The sequence below is a fragment of the Bacillus infantis genome, assembly GCF_008180445.1.
Lineage (GTDB): Bacteria > Bacillota > Bacilli > Bacillales > Cytobacillaceae > Bacillus_AB > Bacillus_AB infantis_B.
Genome location: NZ_VTER01000002.1, coordinates 37791 through 53836, shown reverse-complemented (window position 1 = coordinate 53836; position 16046 = coordinate 37791). Strand labels below are relative to the sequence as shown.

21 protein-coding genes and 1 pseudogene are annotated in these 16046 nt (G+C 41.7%); 2 read left to right on the top strand and 20 right to left on the bottom strand.

Annotated elements, in window-relative coordinates; translation table 11 throughout:
* Positions 1-15: 15 nt before the first annotated feature.
* The 9 genes and pseudogenes from FZD51_RS02665 to FZD51_RS02625 form a co-directional block, all read right to left on the bottom strand.
* Positions 16-258 (bottom strand): annotated as a pseudogene (locus FZD51_RS02665) (GNAT family N-acetyltransferase); the annotation flags it as partial.
* Between the two features lie 37 nt (positions 259-295).
* Positions 296-856 carry a GNAT family N-acetyltransferase gene (locus tag FZD51_RS02660; protein WP_148973359.1) on the bottom strand — a complete coding sequence of 187 codons (561 nt, stop codon included), beginning with the start codon at positions 854-856 and terminating at the stop codon, positions 296-298.
* A 53-nt stretch (positions 857-909) separates the two neighbouring features.
* Complete coding sequence (locus FZD51_RS02655; RefSeq protein ID WP_148973358.1) at positions 910-1383, bottom strand: GNAT family N-acetyltransferase; 474 nt, start codon at positions 1381-1383, stop codon at positions 910-912.
* Positions 1384-1432: 49 nt separating this feature from the next.
* A complete protein-coding gene (locus FZD51_RS02650; protein ID WP_148973357.1) occupies positions 1433-1660 on the bottom strand; it encodes a hypothetical protein in 228 nt (75 codons plus the stop codon).
* Between the two features lie 34 nt (positions 1661-1694).
* Positions 1695-2144, bottom strand: coding sequence for a hypothetical protein (locus FZD51_RS02645; RefSeq protein ID WP_148973356.1), 450 nt, complete (start codon positions 2142-2144; stop codon positions 1695-1697).
* Positions 2145-2418: 274 nt separating this feature from the next.
* Complete coding sequence (locus tag FZD51_RS02640) at positions 2419-3144, bottom strand: hypothetical protein (protein WP_148973355.1); 726 nt, start codon at positions 3142-3144, stop codon at positions 2419-2421.
* Positions 3145-3196: 52 nt separating this feature from the next.
* On the bottom strand, positions 3197-3652 hold the full coding sequence (locus FZD51_RS02635) for a sigma-70 family RNA polymerase sigma factor (RefSeq protein ID WP_148973354.1): 456 nt from the start codon (positions 3650-3652) through the stop codon (positions 3197-3199).
* Between the two features lie 186 nt (positions 3653-3838).
* A complete protein-coding gene (locus FZD51_RS02630; protein ID WP_148973353.1) occupies positions 3839-4378 on the bottom strand; it encodes a hypothetical protein in 540 nt (179 codons plus the stop codon).
* A gap of 18 nt (positions 4379-4396) precedes the next feature.
* On the bottom strand, positions 4397-4831 hold the full coding sequence (locus tag FZD51_RS02625) for a DUF4181 domain-containing protein (RefSeq protein ID WP_187445604.1): 435 nt from the start codon (positions 4829-4831) through the stop codon (positions 4397-4399).
* 246 nt (positions 4832-5077) lie between these two features.
* Here FZD51_RS02625 and FZD51_RS02620 point away from each other — a divergent pair, with 246 nt between their 5' ends.
* Positions 5078-5479 (top strand): DUF4362 domain-containing protein, encoded by a 402-nt coding sequence (locus tag FZD51_RS02620; protein WP_148973351.1) that lies wholly within the window; start codon positions 5078-5080, stop codon positions 5477-5479.
* A gap of 82 nt (positions 5480-5561) precedes the next feature.
* Here FZD51_RS02620 and FZD51_RS02615 read toward each other — a convergent pair whose 3' ends face one another.
* The 6 genes from FZD51_RS02615 to modA form a co-directional block, all read right to left on the bottom strand.
* Complete coding sequence (locus tag FZD51_RS02615; RefSeq protein ID WP_148973350.1) at positions 5562-6287, bottom strand: ABC transporter permease; 726 nt, start codon at positions 6285-6287, stop codon at positions 5562-5564.
* Entirely contained in the window at positions 6271-7140 is an 870-nt protein-coding gene (locus FZD51_RS02610) for an ABC transporter ATP-binding protein (protein ID WP_148973349.1), read from the bottom strand. Before FZD51_RS02610 ends, FZD51_RS02615 begins: the two co-directional genes overlap by 17 nt.
* 31 nt (positions 7141-7171) lie before the next feature.
* Positions 7172-7522, bottom strand: a complete 351-nt coding sequence (locus FZD51_RS26470) for a DUF2178 domain-containing protein (RefSeq protein ID WP_148973348.1) — start codon at positions 7520-7522, stop codon at positions 7172-7174.
* A complete protein-coding gene (locus tag FZD51_RS02600) occupies positions 7512-7751 on the bottom strand; it encodes a helix-turn-helix transcriptional regulator (protein WP_022543327.1) in 240 nt (79 codons plus the stop codon). The genes FZD51_RS26470 and FZD51_RS02600 overlap by 11 nt, the downstream gene beginning before the upstream one ends.
* Before the next feature lie 218 nt (positions 7752-7969).
* Entirely contained in the window at positions 7970-8539 is a 570-nt protein-coding gene (locus FZD51_RS02595; protein WP_148973347.1) for a YdhK family protein, read from the bottom strand.
* A gap of 156 nt (positions 8540-8695) precedes the next feature.
* Positions 8696-9493, bottom strand: a complete 798-nt coding sequence (modA, locus tag FZD51_RS02590) for a molybdate ABC transporter substrate-binding protein (RefSeq protein WP_148973346.1) — start codon at positions 9491-9493, stop codon at positions 8696-8698.
* Between the two features lie 275 nt (positions 9494-9768).
* On the opposite strand from modA, the gene FZD51_RS02585 reads away from it, so the two are divergent.
* On the top strand, positions 9769-10155 hold the full coding sequence (locus FZD51_RS02585; RefSeq protein WP_148973345.1) for a DUF3995 domain-containing protein: 387 nt from the start codon (positions 9769-9771) through the stop codon (positions 10153-10155).
* 57 nt (positions 10156-10212) lie between these two features.
* Here the strand turns inward: FZD51_RS02585 and FZD51_RS02580 are convergent, their stop codons facing one another.
* From FZD51_RS02580 to FZD51_RS02560, 5 genes are all read right to left on the bottom strand, one after another.
* Entirely contained in the window at positions 10213-11037 is an 825-nt protein-coding gene (locus tag FZD51_RS02580) for a class I SAM-dependent methyltransferase (RefSeq protein WP_148973344.1), read from the bottom strand.
* Between the two features lie 83 nt (positions 11038-11120).
* On the bottom strand, positions 11121-11915 hold the full coding sequence (locus FZD51_RS02575; RefSeq protein WP_148973343.1) for an SDR family NAD(P)-dependent oxidoreductase: 795 nt from the start codon (positions 11913-11915) through the stop codon (positions 11121-11123).
* 42 nt (positions 11916-11957) lie between these two features.
* Positions 11958-12977, bottom strand: coding sequence for a helix-turn-helix transcriptional regulator (locus FZD51_RS02570; protein ID WP_148973342.1), 1020 nt, complete (start codon positions 12975-12977; stop codon positions 11958-11960).
* A 371-nt stretch (positions 12978-13348) separates the two neighbouring features.
* The gene (locus FZD51_RS02565) at positions 13349-14455 is read right to left on the bottom strand and encodes a glycosyltransferase family 2 protein (protein ID WP_148973341.1); all 1107 of its coding nucleotides are present in this window, start codon (positions 14453-14455) and stop codon (positions 13349-13351) included.
* 56 nt (positions 14456-14511) lie between these two features.
* Positions 14512-16038, bottom strand: a complete 1527-nt coding sequence (locus tag FZD51_RS02560; protein ID WP_148973340.1) for a phytoene desaturase family protein — start codon at positions 16036-16038, stop codon at positions 14512-14514.
* Positions 16039-16046: the final 8 nt, after the last annotated feature.

The following is a 16046-nucleotide window of genomic DNA, read 5'->3' as shown; positions in this document are numbered from 1 at the left end:
TTTTGCTAACCTTAACTAAATGCCCTGTTCCCCGAAGAATTCATCTTTAAGAATGCTCATCCTCAGACGGTCAACAAATTCTCCATTTCTCAATCTATCCTGCCTCAGGATACCTTCTTCTTGATATCCTGCTCGGCTATATGACTTAATCGCTTTTTCATTATCCACTTCTACCCTTAGCCAAATCTTATTTAAGCCTAATTCATTAAAGCCAACCTTCAGCATTTCTTGCATAGCTGCTAAACCGAACCCCTTATGCCAGTAATTTTTACCCCGTGGTTTTTGCTAACCTTAACTAAATGCCCTGTTCCCCGAAGAATTCATCTTTAAGAATGCTCATCCTCAGACGGTCAACAAATTCTCCATTTCTCAATCTATCCTGCCTCAGGATACCTTCTTCTTGATATCCTGCTCGGCTATATGACTTAATCGCTTTTTCATTATCCACTTCTACCCTTAGCCAAATCTTATTTAAGCCTAATTCATTAAAGCCAACCTTCAGCATTTCTTGCATAGCTGCTAAACCGAACCCCTTATGCCAGTAATTTTTATCACCGATGGCTATTCCAAGCTCAGCATGTTTATTCAATTGATCTATATTCTTTAAATCTACCCAGCCAATGTGCCTTCCTTCTTCGGTCATAATCGCTCTTTGTTCATAGCCATTCGTACGGTGCATGCACATTTCAATCCACTTATGTGTCTCTTCCCTGCTAAACGGAGGATATTTATTAGGCATATTTAGATGCTTTATAACCTCTCTATCCAGACACCATTTATAACGGTCCTCAACATCATCAAAAGATAACTCCCTAAGTATTACTCTGGGTAACTGATGGCTTTCCAAACTTTCCAACTCCCTAAGAAGACTTTATGTAATGAATATGCCACGGGGACAGACCCCTTGGTTCATAAACGCAAGGTCATTTTTCTGCTGATGGTTTCCATCCCAAAATTCTCATAGAACGAAATGGCTTTTTTGTTAAACTCCCATACATTTAGATCTAAGGATGCAGCATCTTTGTTTTTAGACCATTCCACACATGCTTCAAATAAGATTTTCCCTATTCCTTTTCTTTGGCAGCTTCTCTTTATGCCAAAATCATTCATATAAGCAAATTTCCTTGTTACCATTGAGTCAAATGGCGGAGATTCATTTAATTCCATTACCGCAAACCCCACTATTTCTTCAGAGATTTTAGCAATTAAAATCTCACTCTTTGGATCTTCCAGCAACTCACGGTAGTAGCTTTCAGGCATGACCTGGTCCACCTTATTAAATATGTATGGCAGTGCTTCTGAGTGCTCATCCTGCCCCTCTTTAACTATTAAATTGATAGCGTTATGGTCATCGATCTTTGCTGTATCGATTGAAATATTCATGGATTGATCCTCCTTTAGGAGTATGATAATTCCCCCTGCAACAATTAGCTTAACTAAATTTATACATAACAAATCCAAAAAAGAAATAAACAATAGCCGCAAATACTTTTCCTTTAGTCCTTCTACTTTCGATAACTAAGGCAGCACATAGTATAGTGAAGAGAGCAAAGCCAGCAAGTCTTAATTGCCCAGCAAATGGCCCAATTTTATGCAGGATTAATACAATAATTGCAATAATAGTTAAAGGTATATAAACCTTGTTGTATGGTGACTTCATCTGCTATCTCCTAATCAAATAAGATCTTTGATGCTTAATCTTCTAAGGTAAATTCCTCGCCTTCAAACATAACCATTTCAACTTTTTCTAACTTTTCTTTGTCTAACTTGAAAACAAAAGTCCTTGGAATTCCAATGTCGTTACAGGTATTCTCTTTTTGCACGGTTTCAATTATTAAATATTCTCCTGCCTTGTCCAACTCTAATTTTTCAATTTCTTTAGGACAAGAGTTCTCCATTGTTTGTGCGATTAAAATAGCCGATTTTTCAAAATCAACACTGGGAAGTTCTTTTTCAAAGTTAAAGATCCTCCCCAATTCAGCAAATTCTTTTTCACTGTAGGCCACCTCTACAGCCTTACTCAGTTGGTCTGCTGATTGTGTTTGCTCATCATGAATTAGGCTGCCATCTTCAAAGTCTGTTTTACTGCATGACGCCATCAATAAAACAAGGATTAACATTATGGCTGATAGTATTTTTTTCAAATGGCAGCCTCCTTTTTGATAACTATTTTTCTAACTCTTATATCCCTTTATAAAAACAAGAGGCTGCATGGTTTATAAGATAATCATGAACCCATGCATCACCTCCTTGTCGTTTCTATCAATAGATTCTATTTTTATTCTCCATGTCCTTCTTTCGATATACTGTCCCTTTTTGGGTGTAGAAAAGCCGCCTGGTTTGAATGAGCCAGGGGGACAGGTCCCCTGGCCCAGTTTTCAAAAAGATCAAAGGGACCTGTCCTCATGGCTCTATATTTTACGGAGAGATTTTATTGAATTGTTTTGTTATATCATCTAGAACCTTTTCAGAATCAGCCAGTGTAAAGTTCTCGTTGATAAGAAAATCCATGAAATAGGTTCCCTCATTCGACTTAAAGCTCACCATCACGAGTTCATTATCTCTTTGAATATGTTCATACTGGATGGAGATTCCATTGAGTTCTCTTTTCTTTACTTGGTCTCCTTCAAAGAATAAATGGTTAGGGCGGTATTGAAGGCTAAATGCCCTTTTTCCTTGATAGGGTCCGTACAAAAGGTCTGCACTTTGCTCCTTTTCCCATCTTTCCCGGTTCGTTTCATTAGCGAAAGGTTGAACCCATTTTCCTGTGTTTGTACCATAATCAATCGTCAAATCCACGGCCTCTTTATTAATCGGATATGAAATTGCTGCAAAGTTAATGGAATAGCCTTCTATTTCCGGGATGAGCACCGAATGGCCAAATTCTTCTGTTGCCTGCTCTTGAATATCTGCTGATACATTATTTATATCTTCTACAAAAGGCTTAAACAGGAGGAAGGAGAACAACAGTACAAAACCCACGGCTATTGCAGGGAAAATAAATGCTGTTCGCTTGGATGGCTTTCCCTCTGGTTTCTTTTTAATACTGGAGGCAAAATGGGCAGCTTCTGTTTCTGATAAGGCAAGCTGGTCAAAGAAATGTTTATCCAGTGCCTGTTTGATGGGCTTTTGGTATTGATCCATTAAAAGTCAAACCTCCTTTTAAGCAAGTCCCTTCCGCGGATTAATCTGGTTTTTACTTATTCAGCTTTAGGCCAAGAATGATACTTATTTCGGCTGTATCGTAATCTTCATAATAGTATAGGAGGATGACTTCACGATATTTAATTGGAAGATCCATAATGGTCCTGGCGAGCTCCGTGTCCCTATCATGATCAAGCACCATCTGTTCTGTATCTCGTTTGACGGTATCCTCCTTTATTAGATTCGTAAATTGCATTGTCCTGTAATGCCAGCTTTTTAAATAATCCTTTGCCTTATTAACAGCTATTTTAATCAGCCACGTTTTCACTGAGCTTTCTCCTCGAAACTGCTCATAATTCCGATAGGCAGACCAAAACACTTCCTGAGTAATATCTTCCATTGTGTGATGGTTTCTGACATATGTGTAAACAACTTTCCGAATATCATTTACATATTCTTTAACGATCTCATCGAACTCAACGTTTCCCCCATCTTTAAATGGCTCCACATCTCAGCCCCCTTTCTCTGGCTTTCAACATAAATGACGAGGCACTATGGGGTTGCGGTTCATAAATGTTCACAAAAAATGCAGTCCGAGACATTTAGTGTGAAATACGACACTCTTATCGTCTTCTTCTCATAAAAATGCCCTTTTTACGGAATAAGAAAAGCCGCCTGGTTTGGCAACTAAACTTTAATAAAATTTTTTAAAATGATCTTTTTCTTCCCAGTCCCTAATAATTTTCAATCCATCTTCAGATGAAACGGTTAATTGTCCATTGTTTTTAATGATTTCTGCATTAGCCCCTTCACCAAGCTGGATTTCTACAGTATAAGTATAATCAGCTGTACCATCTTCATTTTTCTCCAGCTCTTTAATCTGAACATCGTTCACCTTAACGGGTTTATTTGTGTGGGACGCAATATCCGGTGCAATGCTGAAGACACGATTTGCACTCAATTCCTCTAATGCTTCTGTGCTCAAATATGTCTTTATGCGTTGAACTATTTCATCCTCTGTGGGTGGGTCAGAGGGCTCCTCAATTGTATATTGTTCCTTCTTATATACTTTCAGCAATTCTAAAACATCATCATCATTTATGGGGTTTTTCGAGCAGCCAAACAGACTTACAATCAATATGAACATAAAAAATTGGATTACTTTTCTAATAAAAATCACCTTCTCTTGGAGCCAGAGGGACAGGTCCCCTGGCCCAGTTTCAAAAAGAGCCAAGGTACCTGTCCCCCTGGCTCACCCTAATCCCCAAAAATCTGTCTGGTATAGTGTAAAGAACAATATAAGTATAAATATTAACTCACTGAGTGTTACTTTATACGCATTGGGATTCTGGGCATACTTCTTTTCCATGACTGCTGTAACTGCTTGAGAAATGACGATAAAAACAGGAAGGAAAAACCACGGCTGTAAAAACCAATACCAGTCTGATGGGTCTCTTGTGATGTTTATCGCATATCCCACCAAGATGCTGGCCATTGATGTAAGCCTGATTGTCCAATCAATCTTCATATGTTTATCGTTCACATGGTTATAAGAAAAGAATTTCTTCTTCTCTACTTTAAACCATTTTCTTGCTAACATATTGAAGCTAAATAACAATACTAGAACAATAGCTAACAACAAGGCTAATCTCGCACCAGCAGCAGGTTCAACACCGTATACGTACATAACAAAACCGCCTATCTGTATATTCAATATGTGTTTATAATATTCTTATATAATATACGGTTAACCCGGTAAAAGAGTTTCAAATTTTTCCCTTTTTTCAAAAAACCTTCCCACTTATGAAGGAAGAGAAGCTGCCTGGCTCGTCAGCTGGTCTTCGAACTATAAAGAAATGCTGGATTCACTTGTTCAATGACAATCTATTGATACGCAATAATTGATGGCATCTTACTGTTAGGGAGTGATTAAATGAGGAAATTATTTATGGGCTTTTTATTGCTATTTTTTCTTTCAGGCTGTGGCGAATATTCTCCTTCTAAGCATGATGTAGTCAATACTCACGGACAGATTGAGAATCTTAGTTTACTTGAAGAATTTACTGAAGATGTTTCTAAGAATAAGGACAGTAGAATCCGGGTAGTAAATTACACAGACGAAGGCGATCCGATTATTCATGACTTAAACTATTCCAATGGTCAACTAACCTCGATAAAGGATACAAGAGAAGATGAATTTGGGGATCAATTAGTAAAAGAAGATGTGTGTGAAAGCATAAAAAAATTAGACAAAAATAATCAAACCACTTATCAGTTAGAAGGATGTAAAGGCAAGGAAGACGTCATACATGTGACCACCATTATTAATGATTAGTATTCACACTTAGTGATGCCAAGGGGACAGGTCCCCTGGCCCAATTTCATAAAAAAGAGCCAAGGGACCTGTCCCCTTGGCTCTATATTTCGATTCTTTCACTTTTTTTAAGTACAGCCGTAAACAAAACGGCCAGTGTAAGGCAGCCAATTGAATATTGCAGAGGGGAGAGCGGATTTGATCCGACCATGATGGGATAGAAGTACCCGGGAAAGTTCTCAATGATTTTTGAGAGAAACCCGTTGTGGGTCATTCCTTGGATACTGGCCAGGGCATTGGGGAAAAACAGCAGTATGGCTGTTAAAATTCCATATACCGCACCACTGCGAAAATTATATAAGAATAACAGATAGCCTAATAAGAAATAGGTCAATACCAGGAGAAAGACATTCACAGAGAAACCAGCCAGGAAAGAGAGCTCTAAGTCACCGGACACCCCCCGCATTTTTGCCGCTTGAAACAGCACCATTCCTATCACTGCATAAAGGAAGCTTACCGAAAGTGCGATAATACCATTAGCGAAAACATAGTTTCTTCTGTTCTTCACTGAGTTATTAATCAGAGAAATCGTTTTGGCCGAGTAGTCTCTATTAATAAAGTAAAGCGGCGTTAAGACTGCTGCGAGCATGCCCAGCATACAGTAAAAATTAGAAACATGCTTGATGTTGAACGGAGTGCCTCCCTTAAGAATTACAAAAGCCATAATCAATGCAGGTACACAAGCCCCAAGCAAACCAGCTGCCAGATAGCCATTTTTAAGCAGCTCTTTCAGGTTGTAAACCACATATCTGTTAATACTGATGGTCATGATCTTCACCCCTGAATTTATTCATATACACACTGCGCAGGGTTTTCTTCTCCGCAGTAAAATCGGTCAGCCGGATGCCCAGACGGTTTATCACCTCAAAAATCTCTGCATTCTCCATAGCGGTTTCAAACTGAATATCTCTGTCACCCGAATGGATTACCCTGCCGAAATGCTGTTCCGAAGTGAAATCGGCTAAATCATCTGGATTATCAAAGACTAGCCTGATCATACGCTGCTCTTCCTGTAAAAAGTCCTGTTCAGCAGCAATTGTGCCATCCTCTATGAATAAAACCCGATCACAGACTGCTTCAATATCTTCAAGCTTATGGCTGGAAATCAAAATACCGACATTTCGCTCATCAGCCATTTTTCTCAGTTCCTGCAAAACCTCAAAAGATGTTTCCACATCCATGCCGTTAGTAGGTTCATCTAATACGATGTAGCTTGGATGATTAAGCAGGCTTATGGCGATTCCCAGCTTCTGCCGCATTCCAAGTGAATATTCTTTTACCTTTTTATTCAGCACATCGGATAACTGCAGGTTCCTCAAAAGCTCTTCATAAGAGGTTAATTCAAAAGTATTACCGTAAATCCCCGAAAAATAGGTTAAGTGGAAAAGTCCTGTTTTATTGCTGAATAGTTTTGGCTCCTCTATTAAGTATCCTACCTGATGGTTATCAGCAACTGATCCCTTATAGGTTTGAACAGTTTGCGCTATAATCCTCATCAAAGTGCTTTTTCCAGCGCCATTTCTGCCCACCAGACCAACGATTTCTCCTGGATGTAACTCTAAAGAAAGATCGTGTAAGACTGTAGATCTTCCGTATTGCTTAGTCAGATTACTTATCAACATCGTTTAACCCTCCATCCTAAGCTGGAATTCCTTACGTGAAATCCTTTTTATATTGAGCTGCCAAATAAATGCCGCAAGCCAGAATTGCCAAAGCATATTTAAATAAGAAAAATATATTCCACATATAGTCCCTCGGAAAAATGGTGTCACATAAAATAATGGCCATCAGCATAAAGTAACTGCTTTTCAAAAAGATCTTATTTGTCCGTTCGTCGTCCTTCCCAATCTTCTTGTAAAAAATGTAAGCAAAAATGGCACTGCCTATGAGCAGTAAAAAACCGATTCCCACAAGGATATTCCAATTCCCGGAGGACTGTTCGGCCCATGTCTTCAAAGGGTAAAAAATGGCGTTGGGGATATCCGATATAGACTTAATTTCCATTAGAATCATTTCCTTTCTCATAAGTGAAAATATCGTTTACATCAACCTTAAAAAATTCTGCAATACGAAAAGCCAACAGCAAAGTGGGAACATAATTCCCTTTTTCCATTACGAAGATGGTTTGTTTAGAGACCCCGACTTGCTCAGCCAATTCTTGCTGAGACATCCTGGCAAGTACCCGGTATTCATAAACCTTATTTGATATGGAGTCACCAAAATCTTTCTTCATGACCATCACCTCTTGAATAAAATATAAACCATTCATATACAAAAGTAAAGTAAACTTATACTTTATTTAACTTCGTTTTAATTTAAGCATTAAATACTTTTATAATGCCAAGGAATGCCAGGGGGTCTGGCCCCCTGGCCCAATCTCAAAAAAAGCCATGGGGTCTGTCCCCCTGGCCCAATCTCAAAAAAAAGCCATGGGGTCTGTCCCCTTGGCTTCTATTTCGCTGAAATCTCGTCTCCTGTAACCCACTGGTGATTTTCCACTTTTTCTCCACCTGTTGTCGGCGTGAAATCTACCATATAAACAGTCGTACTTTCTGCTGAATCAATTACAGCCTTAGCACCCTTCATTCCTTCCATATGCTGCACGTTCAAGGTGACTTCATCTCCCGCTTTATATGGAGAATCTCCGGCATCCTTTATATCCTCTTGGATGATCCACTTATGGTTTTCCACCTTTTCCCCACCAGTTGTTGGCGTGTAAGAAACGGCATATACTGTTGTGTCATAGGCACCGGAAACTTCTGCTTCAGCACCTTCCATTCCTTCCATATGGCCGGTTTCTAATATAACGGTGCTTCCGACTGGATATGTGGCATTATCTGCTTCTTTTAACCCTTCATGCACTTCCCCGGAACTGGAATGGTTCATTTCCGAATGCTCCGAATGATCCACCTGTCCCTCTTCAGCTTCATTATTGTAATTTTCTGTGCTTGAATCATTGCCACAGCCGCTTAGCCCAATAACTGCAGCAAGGCTAAGAACACCAATTAGTTTTTTCTTCATCCCCATTCACTCCCCAATATTATTTGTTATATATTATACCCCCATACGGTATAAATAAATATAAGAATTATGAATTATTTTTGAACTGCATTGTCCTTTTTTCTATAAAAAAAGCCGCCTGATCTGGCAGCTGAATACAAAATACCTATTCACAATTCATCTCAAACCCTTAAACCCGTGCTTTTCAAAAATCTTCATTGACGTTTCGTTTTGCAGATAATCGTAAAATAAATGGGCTTCTTCAGGATGGGCACTATCCTTGATCACACCCACAGGATAAATGATAGGAGCATGGGCACCCTCTTCCGCAGTTGCTGCAATCTTTACCTTCTGCGAAACCAAGGCATCTGTTTTATAGACGATGCCTGCGTCAACATTGTTTGTTTCTACATATGTAAGGACCTGCCTGACATCCTTCGCATAAACAACCTGGCCTTCGATAGATTTCCAGACATTTAAATGTTCCAGTGTATCTTTGGCATATTGTCCTGCTGGCACAGCCGCCGGGGTGCCGATTGATATTTTGTCAGCTTTAGCCAGGTCTTCAAACGACTGAATGTTTTTATCAGAATTCTTTGGCACAATCAGCACAAGGTCATTTCCGACCAGATCCAATCCTTCGGCACTATCAATTACCCCATCCTCTGCCAGTTTATCGAATTTGTCTTCTGCCGCTGAGAAAAAAAGATCCACCGGTGCTCCTTGGGATATTTGCTGCTGGAGTGCCCCTGAACCCCCAAAGTTAAAGTTGACTATCACATTAGGATGTTCTTTTTCAAAAGAAGCTTTTATATCATTTAAAGCATCTTGAAGGCTTGCCGCAGCAGAAACTGTCAATTCCTGTTTCTTTTCACTGTTCCCATCTTGTCCTTCCTTTGCTTCATTACCCGAACACCCTGCCATCACTCCAAATAGCAGCAGGACATAAAACAAAATAACAAATTGCTTTTTCACATCTTTCTTCCTTTCCAACTAAACATAACTAATTATACATAATCATAACTAGTTATAGCTGTAAAGGCCAAGGGGACAGGTCCCTCGGCCCAAAAAGAGCCAAGGGACCTGTCCCCTTGGTTCTTTCCCCTTGGTTCTTCCTTGGCAAAATTTGTGCTGAATTGAGAAATAAATAAGTATAATTATGATGCAGCAAGTTAGTAACGGAGGATCATAACATGCAGAAGAGGTGGTCTTTTGGTAAACGTTATAATAAGTATAACGTCTCTTAATTAATCAGTATTGGTATATTACACGTTTTTTGGGCATTTGGGGGTAAGTTGGGATTAGATATGGTGCTTCCAACTAAGGATGATGGTCACTTGCCAGTTTTACAGCCAAGAATGGCAGGCACACTTTTTATCGGGCTTCTTTGCTTTTTTGCATCTGTACTTTTAATAGTTCAAGCAGATTTGCTCACCATCATCAAATCCTCCACTCTTTCAAAATGGCTTTGTATAGCTGGTGGAACTGTTTTCCTGCTGCGCGCTATTGGAGATGGCAGATATGTAGGCTTTTTCAAGAAAATCAAACATACCAGATTTGCAAAACAAGATACCGCCCTATATTCACCACTTTGTGTATGGATCTGCCTTAGTTTTTTCCTGGCATCATTTATATAAAGGCCAAAGGGACAGCTCCCCCGCCTCAAAAAGAGCCAAGGGACCTGTCCCCTTGGCTCAACTTCCACAAAGTATAAAACTATCAAGAGACCTTTCATTAGCATTGCTGTGATTCATCAGTTCATAATAGCTGTTCACTAAGGTCTGAATCATTTCAGGTGCTTTTGAGAATTGGGGCCGGATGCTGTTCGCAAAATCTTTTTCCCATTTGGCATCCTGCAGATAAGACGCATCTACAGTCAATTGTCCCTCAACTGTAAATCCTGCCTCCTTCAGCAGCTCCTGGATACGAGATTTATGGAATAAGTTCTGGATATTCCCCTCGTTGTCTACAAAATTAGAATATAAAGCGAGAATGGAAGCAGCACAAAAATGGGCACGCTGGTCCATTCTTGTGAAATCCAGGTCCCACTCTGCAAAACAAATCCTTTTTGCCAGCTGGCGCAGCATGATAAAAGTGCGAAGCAAATCCTCAGGGTGCTTAAAATACCATGAGCAATGGGACAGAACAGCCACATCAAAAGGAGCTTCCCCTGTAAAGTCTTCAAGATTCGCTTCAAAGTGAAAAGAAACCCGCTCTCCTATGGAGGATTTCTTAATCCTTTCTGCAGCTTCTCCCAAAGTGAATGGAGCTCCATATTCCGGACTGGCCACATCCATCGCCGTAACAAACCCGTCATTCCCTACTGCATCTGCAAGTGCCGCCGTAGTGTCTCCTTGCCCGCAGCCCACCTCAAGCACACGCATGCCTTCCTTAATCTGAAAGGCCGCAGCCAGATTCAGCCGGTGCTGCAGCTGGATCTGCTGTACAATATCCTCTTCAAAGAGTTTATATTTCCTGATAAAGGCTTGAGTCATTTCATTGATCTCGAATTTTGTCATTCATCTGCCTCCTAGAGGCCATGGGGACAGACCCCCCGGCCCAATTTCAAAAAAGAGCCACGGGGTCTGTCCCCTTGGTTCTTCTAATAAATAGTTGGCACCATTCCTCCGTCCATACGGATAGGGGACCCTTTAAACGCATTTGCATAGGGACTGCAAACAAATGCAGCCAGTCGTCCTATTTCTATTGGTCTGATAAATCGCTGTAACTCGGATTGAGGTAAGTTTAAATTCATGAATTTTTTCTCTTTATCCTGGAAGCTCATATCCTCATTTGGATAAATCCCATCAATTATTTGATGGACATTTTCAGAGAGTGTCGGTCCTGGCATAATGGTATTGACTGTGACTTCCGTACCTTTTGTTAATTTAGATAAGCTTTTAGACAATGATAATACCATTGATTTTGTCATACAATATTGCGGCATCTGACCAGAAGGCATAACTGCCTCCTCGCTTGCAATAAAGATAACACGGCCAAAGCCATTATTCAGCATTTTCGGTAAATAAAATTTAGTTAATCCATTTGCAGCAAGAACATTAGTCCGAAAGTACTTTTCCCAAATCTCATCGTCAACGTCCTCATATTCCATGATTTCGTAAATACCCATATTGTTAACCAAAATATCAATATTGGGGTACTTTCTAAACAAGGCTTCTCTTTGATTGCGATCCACTATGTCGGCTGTTGCATTTCCGGGAGAGGTATCCGGAAAATCCACCTTCATTTCATTCACAATCCGTTCTACCTCTGCGTCGTTTCTTCCATTAATCAGTACATTCACACCTTCTTTGGCAAGTTCAATAGCAATTGCTCTCCCAATGCCTCGGGTGGAACCTGTAACTAGAGCTGTTTTATTTTTTAGACCCATGTCCATAAATTTTCCCCCTGCTCGTAATATCGTAATAAAAAGACAAGGTTAATGTATTGAGTTTGCCTTTGCCTCCATATGTTCATTACGCCAATTTGAAGGAGTATCTCCTTCCCAGAGGCGAAAGGCTCGGAAAAATGCATTTTGATCTTCGTAGCCAACCAGAAATGCCACTTCTTTAATATCTATAGAAGGGTTTAATAAATACTTTCGCGCCTGGCTATGCCGAACTTCTGCGAGCAGATGATTGAACCTTGTACCTTCTTCCGTTAGCCGGCGCTGTAGGGTACGATCACTCATTCCCAGTTCGCTCGCTACAGTATGAATGTTGGGGCGCCCATCTGCTAAGCTGCGTTCGATGATCCACTTAACCACTTCGGTGTTTGAGCGGCTGTGCTGCTCTTCATTCAATGATTTATCCAATACAGGCGTCAAAGCTTCCAGCAATTCTAGGTTATACGAGACAAAAGGGAGGGCCAGATCTTTTCGGTGCAGGGTTAACCGGTTTCTATCTGCTCCGATTCGGATACTGCAGCCGAAATAAGCTTCAAGCGTGTTTACATTGCCCATTGGGTGCGAAAATTCAACGAATCTCGCAGTCAAAGGTTTACCTGTGCCTCGTCTCCCTAACTCCATAAGAAATGATAATGTAATGCCGACCAGCATCGGAGGAACAGTTTCCCCGGTATGCTGCCAGTCCAAATCGATATGGCAATACTCGCCTTCCTCAGTGACACGTAAGCTTTCAGGAGGACACAGCTGCTTATACCGGACCATTCGGTGTAGTGCATCGCGGTAATCACGAGCATGGTAGGTCGCTAAAATTGCCGGTGGATAATGAGACGTTTCAAAGACTGTTGTAAGTTTGATGATTCCTTTCGCTATGTCGTCAACCATGTCTGAATATGCCTGCCAGATTGCAAAATACTGAGCAGCAGTAACAACTGGTTCATTCAAGATAGTGAGGGGCACTCGTGCTTTTCGAACCACGTCTTGTGCCGAGATCCCTAATTGCTGTAACCCAGTCCAAAATCCTGCTGGCATCTTAATCCGGGTAAGAGAAGTCATAATCGTCCCTCCTTTGGCCATCTGCACACTTGCAAATTTAATTACCGTTTCAGCTTGTTTAACAGAACAGATATTATATTATCATCCCTAACCTGCCCTGTGACTAGCCAATGACGACTTTCCACTTGCAAACTGCGTCAAATTTAAAAGACCACAGGAACAGGCCCTCGGCCCAGGCTAAAATATGAGCCAAGCGGTCTTTCCCCCTGGCCCTGCTCCAAAAATGAGCCATGGGGTCTGTCCCTCCGGCTCTGCTCCAAAAAATGAGCCATGGGGTCTGTCCCCCCGGCCCTGCTCCAAAAAAATGAGCCATGGGGTCTGTCCCCCCGGCCCTGCTTCAAAAAAAGAGCCATGGGGTCTGTCCCCCTGGCTCAAACCTTAATATTACGCCCCTTCCACTTCACTGAGTGGAATATGTTGACGCGGATGAAGGAATATAGATAGATTCCTGCGAAGAACAGGAATAGTACCGGGTAGAAAGGGAAGATGGCCCATCTGAAGTTGCCGACTCTGCGGGCAAACCATGCTGTTTGTATACTGTAGAGGATATACAATATTCCGCTGACTATCATGGCGGCAGGGTTCCAGTCAGTGATGGATGAGATCAATGCCCCTGCAGCGATGAAACTGCCGGCGATCCAGAAGATGACCATAAGCATGACGGCGGGATGAGTGGATTTGCTTCCGACGGCAAAGCTTTTGCACCAGCCTTCGATAAGGCTGCCCAATCCTTCCGGATACATGCGCAAGGAAATAATCCCTTTGCCGCCGAGGCAGCGGACCGGGAGATCATGCTCCAGAAATGCCTCACCCAGTGCCAGGTCATCCATGATGGCTCCCTCGATTTTTTTATGACCTCCGCTCAAAAAGTAATCGTCCCGATTGCAAAGAATGCACGGACCGAAAGAGCCGGCAGTTTTAAACCGCGATCCCCAGATCGTAAATAGATTCATTCCCGCCACGACAATGATGTTAAACACAACGGAGAGGTGTTCATACAAGCGCTCAACAGTATGAAAGGGCTGTAATGCCACAATGCCCCTGGCTCCCTTGCCCTGATAGAAATGGAGCAGATTTCTCAGCCCGTCCACGCTGGTGAATTTTGTATCTGCGTCTAAAAATAACAGCCAATTTCCTTTGGCCTGCTCAGCACCCTGCCAGCAGGCTGATGATTTACCCGAGCCTGTATTCTTCAGAATCCTGGCACCATAGCTTTCCGCAACAGCCCTGGTATTGTCCGATGAATCGTCATCAATGACCAAAATTTCAAAATGCCTGAAGCGCTGCTCCTGCAATGATTGCAGAAGCGGTGATATCCTGCCTTCTTCATTTCTGGCAGGAATAATGATGGACAGAAACGGGAGATCCTCTTTAAGCCTGGAGGAGAAAACAGGGACAGGCAAAGACCAGAACATCATAATGCCAACGATAAATGCCAGAAATCCAACAGCAAGATTAATTGCTTCAGCAGCTGCCATACCTGCCCCCTTCCTCTGCGTGCCGGCACACAGCTTTTATCATCCCCGGCAAGTCCTTATTTTGCTGAGTAATCATACAGAATGCCTGTATCGTCCTGTATCAGTTCCTGTGCGGTGATCCTGGCGGAGAGCAGCACGATCGGGACACCGGCGCCGGGATGTGTGCTGCTTCCGGTAAAGTACAGATTTTCACAAGTGCTGGCCTTGCTTTGCGGGCGATAGTGGTTGCTTTGTTTCAAAATGGGCTGTAAACCGAACGTGGCACCATTATAGGCATTGAATTTCGACTCAAAATCCTGTGGTGTTGTATACGTTTCAGTGACAATCTCATTTTCGATATTTTCAAAGCCGCGGATTTTTTTCAACTCACTCAAGATGTAGCCTCGATAATATGAAATGGTTTCCTCGTCCCATTCGTAGTCTGCTGTAGATTTGTCGGAGACGGGCATCAGGATATACAATCCATCCTTCCCCTCGGGTGCAAGGGAGGGATCCATTTTTGAAGCGATATATACATAAAAGGAGGCATTCTCCAGTTTCTTCCCGGAAAAAATGTCCTCCAGATTCTTATTAAGATTTTCGTTGAAAATAAAGTTATGTACATGGTCGATTTCTTCATATTTCCGGTCCATGCCGAGATATAAAAGAAAACATGAACAGGAGTATTTCATGCTGTCGATTTTTTTATCGGTATATTTCCCTTTGGCGGCCGTGTCTTTCACCAGGTGCTTCATCGCATGCGGGAAGTCAGCATTGCAGACAACATAATCTGATGAAACCTTTTGGCCATCCACGATTATTCCGTCTGCCTGGCCATTTTGAATGGATATTTCCTGCACATCCCTGCCATAGTGAATGGTTCCTCCAAGTTCCCCGAAGAGCCTCTCCATGGCCAGGGCCATCGTATACATACCGCCTTTAATAAACCATACTCCATACAAAAATTGAATCATCGGGATCATGGTGTAAAAAGAAGGGCTTTTAAGAGGGGAAATGCCTATGTACAATGTTTGAAAACTGATCAGCTGTTTCAGCCGTTCATTCTTAATATATTTTCCTATGAACGTTTCGGCAGTGTCATATGGTTTCAGTTTCAAGGCTTTCTTCAGCATCGGGAGGTTATAAAAATCGGACCTTTTGCGGAATGGCCTTTGAAGAATATGATGCTTCGCGATGACAAAGCGCTTGTAAATTTCCTGCAGATACTGAAAAAAGCCTGCAGTGTCATCTTCGCTGATCGATTCAATCATCTTTGTCAATTTGGTAAGATCTGATGAGATATCAAAAGGCTGGTCGGGAATATCACTGAAATAAGCCCGGTAAATCGGGTCCAGCTTTTCCATTGGAATATAATCATCCGGATCGCGGCCGCACAGTTCGAATATTTCCTGATATAAATCCGGCATCATGACGATGCTTGGCCCCAGATCAAATTTATAGCCATCCAGTTCAATCCGGTTCATTTTGCCGCCGGGTGTCTGTCCTTTTTCATATATCTCCACCTGGTATCCTGCATGCTGCAGCCTTATGGCAGTGGCAAGCCCGGCTACACCCGCGCCGATGACAATCACTTTCTTACTCATGTAAATCC